Source organism: Amycolatopsis sp. NPDC054798 (assembly GCF_053611505.1).
This window is the reverse complement of record NZ_JBSHAM010000039.1, coordinates 72,740-82,723: the sequence shown is the minus strand read 5'-3', so window position 1 is coordinate 82,723 and position 9,984 is coordinate 72,740. Positions and strand designations below refer to the sequence as shown.

8 protein-coding genes are annotated in these 9,984 nt (G+C 68.0%); 2 read left to right on the top strand and 6 right to left on the bottom strand.

What is annotated here, in order from left to right; genetic code table 11:
- Positions 1–548 precede the first annotated feature (548 nt).
- Complete coding sequence (locus ACWGIC_RS24065) at positions 549–2,747, top strand: hypothetical protein (protein ID WP_452078196.1); 2,199 nt, start codon at positions 549–551, stop codon at positions 2,745–2,747.
- Here ACWGIC_RS24065 and ACWGIC_RS24060 read toward each other — a convergent pair.
- From ACWGIC_RS24060 to ACWGIC_RS24035, 6 genes are all read right to left on the bottom strand, one after another.
- Positions 2,722–4,302 (bottom strand): hypothetical protein, encoded by a 1,581-nt coding sequence (locus ACWGIC_RS24060; protein WP_452078195.1) that lies wholly within the window; start codon positions 4,300–4,302, stop codon positions 2,722–2,724. The two genes, ACWGIC_RS24065 and ACWGIC_RS24060, sit on opposite strands and share 26 nt — an antisense overlap.
- Positions 4,303–4,440: 138 nt before the next feature.
- A complete protein-coding gene (locus ACWGIC_RS24055) occupies positions 4,441–5,799 on the bottom strand; it encodes a serine hydrolase domain-containing protein (RefSeq protein ID WP_452078194.1) in 1,359 nt (452 codons plus the stop codon).
- 78 nt (positions 5,800–5,877) lie between these two features.
- Positions 5,878–6,351 carry a GbsR/MarR family transcriptional regulator gene (locus tag ACWGIC_RS24050; protein ID WP_452078193.1) on the bottom strand — a complete coding sequence of 158 codons (474 nt, stop codon included), beginning with the start codon at positions 6,349–6,351 and terminating at the stop codon, positions 5,878–5,880.
- 43 nt (positions 6,352–6,394) lie between these two features.
- Positions 6,395–7,288 (bottom strand): SAM-dependent methyltransferase, encoded by an 894-nt coding sequence (locus tag ACWGIC_RS24045; RefSeq protein WP_452078192.1) that lies wholly within the window; start codon positions 7,286–7,288, stop codon positions 6,395–6,397.
- Between the two features lie 30 nt (positions 7,289–7,318).
- Positions 7,319–8,221 carry a Scr1 family TA system antitoxin-like transcriptional regulator gene (locus ACWGIC_RS24040; RefSeq protein WP_452078191.1) on the bottom strand — a complete coding sequence of 301 codons (903 nt, stop codon included), beginning with the start codon at positions 8,219–8,221 and terminating at the stop codon, positions 7,319–7,321.
- A gap of 144 nt (positions 8,222–8,365) precedes the next feature.
- Complete coding sequence (locus ACWGIC_RS24035) at positions 8,366–8,596, bottom strand: DUF397 domain-containing protein (protein WP_452078190.1); 231 nt, start codon at positions 8,594–8,596, stop codon at positions 8,366–8,368.
- A gap of 945 nt (positions 8,597–9,541) precedes the next feature.
- Here ACWGIC_RS24035 and ACWGIC_RS24030 point away from each other — a divergent pair.
- Entirely contained in the window at positions 9,542–9,940 is a 399-nt protein-coding gene (locus ACWGIC_RS24030; RefSeq protein ID WP_452078189.1) for a hypothetical protein, read from the top strand.
- The last annotated feature ends 44 nt before the right edge of the window (positions 9,941–9,984 follow it).

Here is a 9,984-nt window from a genome sequence, read left to right as displayed (position 1 = left end):
TTGGTGGGTGGGGTGTTTTTTTTTTTGGGGTTTTTTTTGTGTTGACCCCCACCCCCGAACCGCAGGGGAGGCTTCGTATCGGGGTGCAGGGCCGGGTGTGGCTGCCTGGGTTTCGTGGAGTGTGGTGGCGGTGGGTGGGCCGCGCGGCTTGGGTGGGTGGCTGGGTGGGGTGTGCGGGCGGCGGTTTGGTGGGTGGGGCTAGCGCCCCAATGTGGCATTGGGTGCGTGGGATGCACCCAATGTGGCGTTCGGTGCGTCAGATGCACCCAATGCCACATTGGGGCAGCGGGCCAGGTGCGGCGAGTCGGGACGGACCGGAGGTGGTCGTGAGGGGAATCCTGAGGGAATCTGAGTCCGTGAAGGTTCCCTTCACGACTATGGCAGCGGTGAAGGTTCTCCTCGCGGCGGTCGTGAGTGGGACCCTGAAGGAATCGGAGTCCGTAAAGGTGGTCTCACCGGCGAGGGGCGCCGCGGGTGTGACGTGGGGTGACGTGCACACCGCGCGCTGCTAGCGTGGTTTTGCGCGTACGAGGAACTAGGGGTGGGGCTTGATCGACGCGGTTGCGGTGTTTTCCACTGAGGCGGCGAAACTGCTGGCCACCGCCTTGGTCGGGCGGGTCGACAAGGGGCTGGGGCAGCTGGCGGGCATCGCCAGGGCCAAGTTCGGGGCGAAGTTCGGGTCCGGGCCGGTCAGCGTGGCGGATCTTCGCGAGCAGGTGCTGGCCGCTTGCCGGGACGATCCGGCGTTCCGCGCGGAGCTGATGGAAGCTGTCGCGTTGCTGAACGCGGCTGGGCAGCGGCCGCCCGCGGCTGAGGGTGTCGAGCCGTTTTTCAATCACGCCGAACACCTTCGGGAGCCGCGCGAATCCGGGGTTTGCCTCATTTACGGGCCGGCCGGGTCCGGGAAGACCGAAATCGCCCGGCAGATCGCGGGGCTGGTGCGCGACCGGTTCCCGGGCGGCTGGATCGAGATCGACGTGGCGGAATCGCGCACCGGCGCGGTCGTCGATCTGGCGCTCGTCAAACGGCAGGCGCTGCTGAAGCTGGGCATTCCGGGCAACGAGATCGCCGCCGACGACGCTGGTCTGGACCAGCAGTTCGGCTCCGTGCTGGCGACCCGGTTGTTCACCGTCATTCTCGACAACGTCGTTTCGGCACGCGAGGTCGAACTCTTCCGTCCATTCCGGATGAACCTCGTGCTGGCGACCTGCTCCGTCCGCACCCGGGACCTCGACGCGCTCGACCCGGCTCCGATTCTGCTGGGCGGTCTCGAACTCGAGGGCGCGCGGGAAATGCTCGCCCACTATTGCGGCGCGGTCCGGCTCGACGCGGAACCCGCCGCGACCGACGCGCTGCTGGAGATGTCCGGACGGATGCCGTCCGCGATTCGTGAAGTGGGCTTGAGCCTGGCGCGGCACAGCGGGGAGCCGTATCCGGTCAGCGGGGTCGTCGCGCATTATCAGGCGAACGGCATCGTGGACGCCGAAGGCGTTATCAAAGACTCGCTCGAGCAGACTTTCTCTTCGCTGGCACCGGAAACCGCCGCCGCCGTCGCGCTGCTTTCCGGGTTCCCCGGCCATTGGTTCACGCGGGAAACCGCCGTCGCTTACCTCGGGATGCGCGAACAGGTCTTCGACGCCGTCGTCAGCGCGATGGTGACCGAGCAGGTCGGCGGCTGGTACCGGCTCACCGCGCTGGTATCTCAGTACGCGGCGAAGCTTCCAGCAGATCGGGACGCGGCTTTTCTCCGGCTGCTGAGCCATGTCCGGGATCGGGCGGTAGCCGCCGATCTCGCGGGCGACGCCGGGCGGTTGCGGGAGTACGTGGTTCCGCCGGGTCTGTCGTGGACTCTCGCCGAGAACCGGATCGACTGGCTGCACCGGCATCTGGGGCTCCTCACCGAGGTGGTGCGCGCCGCGGCTCGGCGGCAGCGCCACGTGGAGGTGTGCCAGCTCGCCGGAGCCCTGGAAGTGCTGATCACCGCGCGCTGGCTGTGGCGCGAGTACGCCGAAATCAGCGACCTCGCGGTGCGCGCGGCGGCGGCGCTGGCCGACGGCGAGCCACAGGCGCTTTACGCGCGCACGTTGTCCATGCGGGCCAAAACCTGGTTCCTGGCAAGGGCTTTCGACCCAGCCGAGGCCGACCTCCGGCAGGCGTGGGAGCTGGCCGAAGCCGTCAAGACCCGTCCGGCTCGGCGGGAGCGGTTGCTGTCGTCGGTGGCGGAATTCCGCGCCCGGTTCTTCGAGGAGAAGGCTGACACCCTCGCCCCGGCATCTGCCGAGCGCGCCAGCCTGCTCGCCGAAGCCGAGTCTTGGCTGCGGAAAGCCATCTCGCTCGATCAGCATCTCGAACACGGCTACGCGCTCGGCATCCACCATCGGATGCTCGCTTCGGTCCTGATCAAGGCCGGACGCCCGGCGGAAGCGATGGCCGAGATCGAGAACGGCCGTAACCACGCCACCGGCCGCAACCTGAACCGGCTGGACATGGTGGCCGCGCGGGCGTTCCTCGCGCTCGGCGATCCGGGACGCGCACGGGACTGCTGGAGCCGCGCCCGCGCCGAGCTGAAATCCACCGGCGCGGACCAATACCAGTGGGAGGTCCGCGAAATCGAGGCGCGGATCCTCGCCGCGGAAGGCCAGCCGGAAGCCGCGCGCACGGCGTGGGGCCAGCTGGTCTGGGACGCGTGGCGGCTCGGTCACCCCCGGACGAACGAGTACGTCACCGAATTCGAATCGCTACGCTGACCCGGTGCCGTCCGAATTCCAGTTCGGACCGTCTTAAGTAGAGCATCGACACGGCCGCCAGCGGGTCCACCTGACGAGAATCCGGGACCAGCTCGAAACGGCGGCCGCTCCGATCCGCGGCAAGGCAACGGTCTTCGAGCCGGACGGCGGCGAAGTGGGCGTCCGGCCACTGCTTGAGGACGGCCGCTGCCCAGTCGGGGAAGTCGACCTCGGTGTCGTCGGTGAACACGACGGCCGCCGCCGACAGTTCCCGGAGCGACGCACGGGTGTGGTGCGCGATCACGTGCAGATGGTGCAGTTGTTGCGGCACTTCGGTCGCGGGCAGCCGGACGAGGACATCCGTAGAACCGTGTTCGCGGAGGCCAGCGACGAACGCGACTGGTTCTGTCCGGGCAGCCGGGGTGATCGGATAACTGGCGAATTCAGCGGGCGCAGCCGGTTCCGGCAGCTTCATCAACCGGTAGCACGCGGCGCGCAACAACTCAGCCGACTGGCCGGGGACCGCGACCGCTTGCTTCACCACAGGTTCGTAGCGCCCGGGAACATGCCGGTCGATCGCGCCGTCGATCTGCGCGGCCAACGGCTGCCCGGCGTCGAGCGAGTCCGTGCGAGCGGCCAGCATCGCGGCGGGGGAGCCGGGAACCGTTGCCGGAGAAGGACTTCCCGCTATCAGCATCGGCCGGTCCAGCGCCGCGGCGTAGAGCGACACCGAACTCTCGTCGCCGATCACGCACGATGACGCGGCAACCGCGGCCTGCCACCCGGTTTCAGAGGGAATCACCAGCAGCCCAGCCTGTTTCGCTTCGGCGAGCCACGCGTCGAGCTGCCACGAACTGTGCGCCGCCGCGATGCCCGGATGCAGGATCGCGCACACCGCGGCGGTGTCGACCGGCAGCTCGGCGACGAGCCGGAGCGGAAGGTCGGGATGTTGCCCGAGAACCGACGCCGCACCCCAGGTGGACGCGATCGTCACGAGCCGTTTGCCCCGCCCGGCCAGCGCCGCGCGGTACTCGGCCGCCCGGTGCGCGCCGGCCACGAGCCGGTCCAGGCACGGGTCGCCCACCACCTCCGCCCGCTCGGCCGCCTCCGGGCTCGCCGCCCGGAGCTGGTCGCGCTGCTCGGCGTGCGCGACGGCGATCAGCGCCGGGACCACCTCGCCGTCGTGGACGAGCCGTTCCGGGTTGAGCCCGGCGACGACCGAGCTGCCGGGGTAGTACTTCTGGTGCCCGATCCCGTGCGGCAGCAGGACCACTGGGGCGCGCAGCAGGTGGAGATCGTCGTTCTCGCTGGCCGCGATCGCGAGGTCGAACTCGGTCGCGACCGCCTGCTGCCAGGGGATGACCGCGGCTCCCAGCTGTTCCAGCAGCCGGGGGACGCCCGCCCCGAGGATGGCCGGGCGCTCCCGGTCGAAGGTGAACACCGTCTGGACCCGGTGGTCGCCGCTGAAGAGCGTGAGCACGTCCAGCAGCCGGTTGAGCGTCGTCACGGTCCGCACAACCACCAGGACCCGGCGCTCGAAACCGACGGTCAACCAGTGGTCAAACCCAGGATCCACGGGCACTCTCCGTGACAAAAGTCCGGGGGGGGGGGAAGGTATTTGCCATCAAACTGGGCACATCACCTGGCGAAACACTGGTGAAGCCTACCCGCCGCCCCCGGCCCCCGCGGGACTGCTCGCGACCACCGGCCGTGGTTACGAGGTCTTCGGAGTGGCCCGCATGCCGATGTAGACGCACGGGCTCCCGTCGGCGAGCGCCGAAAACACCACCGGCACCGGGTTCGCGCCGAAGGACTCCCCGCAAGCGGCGAACACCGTGTCGGTCACGGGAACCAGCTCGGCCTCCAACGGCGGCGACAGATCCTTCATCCCGTCCACGAACTCGTACCTGATCCGCGCTTTGCCGTCGTCCGCCCGGCTGATCGTGGTGATCACGCCCTCCCGCGCATAGGTCCCGACCAGCGGCGTGACATCCACCTCGGGCGGGTTGGCCGGCGGCGCGAACGGCTCTGGCATCTCAACGCCAGCCAATTCGGCGAGCAGTTCGCTGAACAGGTCGTGGTAGAGCCGGTCGAAGTCGCCGCCGTTGGTCAGCAGCACGACTGCCACCCCGGCGTGCGGCACGATCCGCAGGAACGAATGCTGGGCGACGGAACTGCCGTCGTGCCCGAAGCCGGCGACGCCGTTCCAGTCGTACAGCGTCCACCCGAGGCTCCAGCCGTCGGCGGAGACGGTCCATTTGTCCGGGCTGTCGATCACCCGGCGCTGCATCAGCTCGACCGCTTCGCTGGAGAGCACCCGGGTGCCGTCGGCCGCGACGCCGCCGTCCAGGTGCATTTTCGCGAAGCGCGCGACATCGCCGGCGGAGATGATGACGCGGCCGTACGGTCCGGCCGAACGCGGCATCAAATCCCAGACCGGCGTCGGCTCCTCGCCGAGATGGCTCATGGCCACCCGGAAGCGCAGCGCTTCCTCGGGAAGCGTCATCGAATGCGTCAGCCCCAGCGGCGCGAACAGCAGGTCTTTCATCGCCTGATCCCACGTCTTGCCGGTGACGACCTCGATGATCCGGCCCAGCACGGCGTACCCGAGGCTGCTGTAGGACAGTCCCGTGCCGGGCGGGCAGTCCAGCGCCACTCCGGCGGCGGCCTCGACGTAGCGGGCGAGGCAGTCGTCGCCGCGACCGGAGTCGTAGGTGAAGTCGCAGGTCAGGCCGCTGGTGTGGCTGAGCAGCTGCCGGACGGTGATCGCCTCGGTGGCGGCCGGGTCCGGCGTCGCGAATTCCGGCAGCAGCTTGACGACCGGGGTGTCGAGGTCGAGCGCGCCCGCGTCGACCAGGTTCAGCACGACGGTGGCGGTGTAGGCCTTCGCCAGCGAGCCGGACAGGAACACCGAGTCGGTGGTGACTTCCACGCCGGTCCCGCGATGCAGGACGCCGCTCGCGAGTTCGCGCACCTGACCGTCGGCCAGCACTGCCAGCGAAGCGCCCGGGACGCCGTGGGCGGAGCGAAGAGTGTCGAGCCGCTGCTGCCAGTGGGCATGGTTGAAGGACATATCAGTTCTCCCCAGTGAAATCCTGCGGGCAGGATGAAATCGCCTGACGGGTTCGCCAGGCGCGTGGTGAAGCCGGATTTACTTGCGGTGCAAGGCTTCGCGCCGAGCCCGCCATTCGACGGCGAGTTCGGGCATCCGCTCGGCGAGGAATCGGGCGAACTCCGCCAGTTCCTCCAGCCTCGCCCTTCGTTCGGCGGGCTGGCCGGCCGTCAGCTCCAGTCCCCGGCGCGCCAGCGCGCCGAGCGAGGCGTACTCGGACTGGTTGTCGAGCAGGTGCAGCCACACGTCCGGAGCGAGCCGCACGCGGTCGACCCGTTCCCCGGCCGTGCGCGTGCGCTGGATCCAGGACCACTCTTCGAGTTCGCTGATCGCGCCGGTGACCGCGCTGCGGCTGGCCCGCAGAGCGGTCGCGAGCTCGGCGATCGTCTGCTGCCGCGGTTCGCACAGCAGCAGCCAGCCGATCACGCGCCCGGTCATCGGCGTCATGCCGTACTGCCGCGCGAAGTGGCGGCCGGCCTCGTCGGCGAACGCGAGTTCCCAGTCCTCGTCCATGCGGCTCAAGTTACCGTAATGACTGAGATAACACAAATCTCCGTCATTTCAGATGTCGTGGCTCCTTGCGCGCCACCCCGGCGAGCATCAGCGACTCGCTGGCCGCGGCGAGGGGGAGTGCCTTCTCGTCCGGGCTGGCCTCCTCCGGATGCCACAGCGGGGTCCAGGTGACGCCGGGATCGAGCAGGGCGAAATCCCCGAACAGCCCGGTGATCTCGGCCCGGCCGCGGTAGAGGAGATCGGTGCCCGCCTCGGCGTACCGCTCCTTGCCGTCGGCGAGCAGCTGCGCGCAGTGCGGCGGGACGCCCTCGTCGGTGACGTGCGACAGCGCGAGATACGACCCGGGCACGAGGAGATCGCGGTACTCCGCGGTCAGGCTCGGCCCGAGGTCCGCGGTGCTTCCGCTGCCGGGCGCGGGCGGCTGCTGGATGTGCAGGACGCAGATGAGCAGCAGCGCGATCGGCTGGTCCAGGTCGATGACGCCCGATTCGGCGAGCAGGGACCACAGCCGCCGCGGGTCGCGCAGATCGGCGTGCAGGGCGACGTGCCGCGCGGGGTCGCCTTTTTCCCGCAGCAGGCTGGCGGAATGCGCGACAGCGACCGGTTCGCAGTCGACGTACGCGACTTTCACCTCGCCCGGCGCGATCTGCTCGGCGATTTCGTGCGCGTGCCCCATTGTGGGGAGGCCGGAACCGAGGTCGACGATTTGCCGGATTCCCTTGCGCACCAGATGCCGGACGACGCGGTGCAGAAAGCGGCGATTGGCCCGTGCGATCGGGCGCACCATCGGATAATCGCGCAGCATGCGCTCGGCGAACTGCCGGTCGATTTCCCAATTGGCGGTGCCGCCGAGGTAATAATCGTAGACGCGGGCCACGCTGGGATGGCTGAGATCGATCCCCGGCGGAGGAAAAGGCTCTTGATCCAGGCCAGTCACAAGCGTCTCCTTGTGGTCGACGGCGCGGGATCAGCGTAGCCGGTCTCCGGGCCGGTCGGCAGCGGGCGTACGGGTGCTGATCAGATCCGCTTCGGCCTCTTCGAGGAGAATAGCCGATTCCTGCTCCGAAAGGGCGACACTCGAAAGGGATTCCCACGATTGCAGATCGGTGTCGTACGTTTCGGTGTCGTTCATGAAAGCCTGGACGCCGTTGGACGTTTCCGCGAACGAACGGTCGAGCTTGCTGTTGACGAACTGCAAAATCGTGAAATCGGGCCCGACGTGCAGCGGGCCGTTTTCGAACGGCACGAACCGGATGGTCGCGGCGGGATGATTCCGGGCCAGATCGAGCAGATGCCGGACCTGGCCGAGCGCGACGTATTTGTTGTCCGTGTGCGCTCGCGTCAGCCGGTGGACCGCGCTTTCGCTGAGGATGAACTTGTACGTCCGCTCCGGATGGTCGTCGAGGAGCTTGGCCCGCAGCTTGCGTTCGTGCACCGCGTTGTTCACGTCGGTGCGGCCGTAGGCCTGGAACTGCTCCATCATGTAGTCCTCGGTCTGCAGCATCCCGCTGATGCGCTCGCCGGTCCACTTCAGGATGATCGCGGCCTCCTGCTCGGCCTCGAACACCGGATGGAACCAGGCCGGGCTGGCCGCGAGACGGCGGGCGTTCCACACCCGGTCGGCGCGGGCGGCCTGGTTGTACTGCCGCATCGGCTCCGCCTCGGCCGGGCCGATCGCGAGGACGTCGATCCATTTGTCGAGCAAATGCGGATGGATCCGGGTCTTGCCCCGTTCCATCTTGCTGATGTTCGGCTGCGTGTAGCCGAGGGCGTCGCCGAGTTCGCCCTGCGTCAGCCCGCGTTCGACGCGGGCGGCGACGAGAATCTTGCCCAGTTCGACGAGCTGGGCCTCGACGGAAAGCCTGCTCACGAGGAGCGAGCCGTCCGATCGGAGGAGGGGACCACACCATTGCCGGGCACGAATGCATAGTAGTCCTAGCTTTACCGGCGGCCAAGGCAGACGGGCTGACCCGCGCCGTGGCCCGGAAGGGGCCGGGAAGGCGATCCGCGCGGGTCAGCGGTCGAACTGCCCCTCGCGCAGCGCGCCGGCGAACGCCGCCCATTCCTGGTTGCCGAAGACGAGCGCGGGGGAACGGCCGATCTTGGAATCCCGCACCGCGACGACGTCGGGATCGCTGAGATTGACTTCGACGCAATCGCCGCCGTTGCCGCCGCACGCCGACGGCCGCTGCCAGGCGGTGTCGTCGAGCGAAGAACTCACGGTGTTCGGATCGTAAGAACTCATGGTTTCGTCCTTGTCAAGCCGATGAACTTTTCCGGAATATTCAACTTCAGGATCAGGGATGGAATATGCCGGGGCAAGGCGCGGACTTGCTTAATCCCGAAATGGACCGTTAGGTTCACCTGTTTGGCGTCGGACCGGTTTTCTCGCGGTGATCGGATCGTGAACTCTGTCCCGTTCCTGGCCGGTATTTGTCCTGTGCGGCGACGTTATTGGCTGGGCGGCAGTTTTCCGGCGATCCGTATCCGGGGCACCCGGGGCCGCGTTGGCTGGACATGTCAGAATATTCTGTCTCGGCCCGGCAGTCATGCATATTCCAGTCGGCAGATGCCGCGAGGCATGCGATGAGCGGGAGTGTCCCGCTGGGGGTTGGCTGAATGCCAATTTCCCCTTCGTTCCGGTTTTCGCGGGAAAATCACTGGTCAGGGCTCTCTGTGGCGGAGGACGGCGCTGCGGTAGCGGGTCTTCGTGATCATTTCTCGGCAAGCACAGGTTACCACTCGTGTGAGTGATGAAAAACCGTTCCCGATGCGCTAGAAATCGCCGCCGTCTGCCGGTTCGAGGAGTGTCCGTGCAATGCCGGAGTCCGCGCGTACGCGGTTTCTCTCGGCTGTTTGTGCAGGTGAGAGCGGGTCGGAACTGGCTGGGACGCGCGCGTACCGGAGTTCGGCCCGAGAGTTCGTTTCGCTGAAGTTCCCGGGACTGCCGGGCAGAACCGGTGGACTGATATTGCGCACGGTAGTTCACCGTGTCTCTTTACCGTTAACCGACAGCTGCGTGCCGCTCGGCGAGACGACCGTCAGTGGGTCTCGAGGTCTCCGCGCAGTCTTCGCCAAGATAAGAACTATCGAACTGGGTCGCGCGCCCGGTGAAAAAGATGTGGCCCCCTGCGGGAACAGGGGGCCACGGGATGTCTGACACCCGCTTCGAGGCTTAGGAGCAGACCGAATGACTCTACCGCTGGAGAACACCGGCCCGCTAGGCGACGACCGCGCCGGACGGGTGGAACGCGTCGAATTCGGCGCGGCCGTCGCACCGGCCCGCGGCGGACGCAGGATCGCCTCCCGCGACGAGATGCTGGCCGCGGCGACGAAAGTCTTCGCCCGCCGCGGTCCGGGACGGCACCGCAAACCGGTCGCGCGGTGCCGGTGGGTGTGCGCGGCGTCCGACGCGCTGGCCTGGCTGACGCCGGCGTTCTGGGCCTGCTTGCAGCTTTTCTTCGCCGCGAGCGTGATCAGCGCGGTGGTGCTGCTGGTCAGCCCGGTGGTCGGGGTGGCGGTCGCCGGGCTGGTGCTGATCTGCAGCACGGTCCTGTTCAACCACGCCCGGCCCAGCCATCGCCGGTAGCGGCTCCGGGGATTTTCCCGTGCCGGCAGCCGATCTCCGCTACA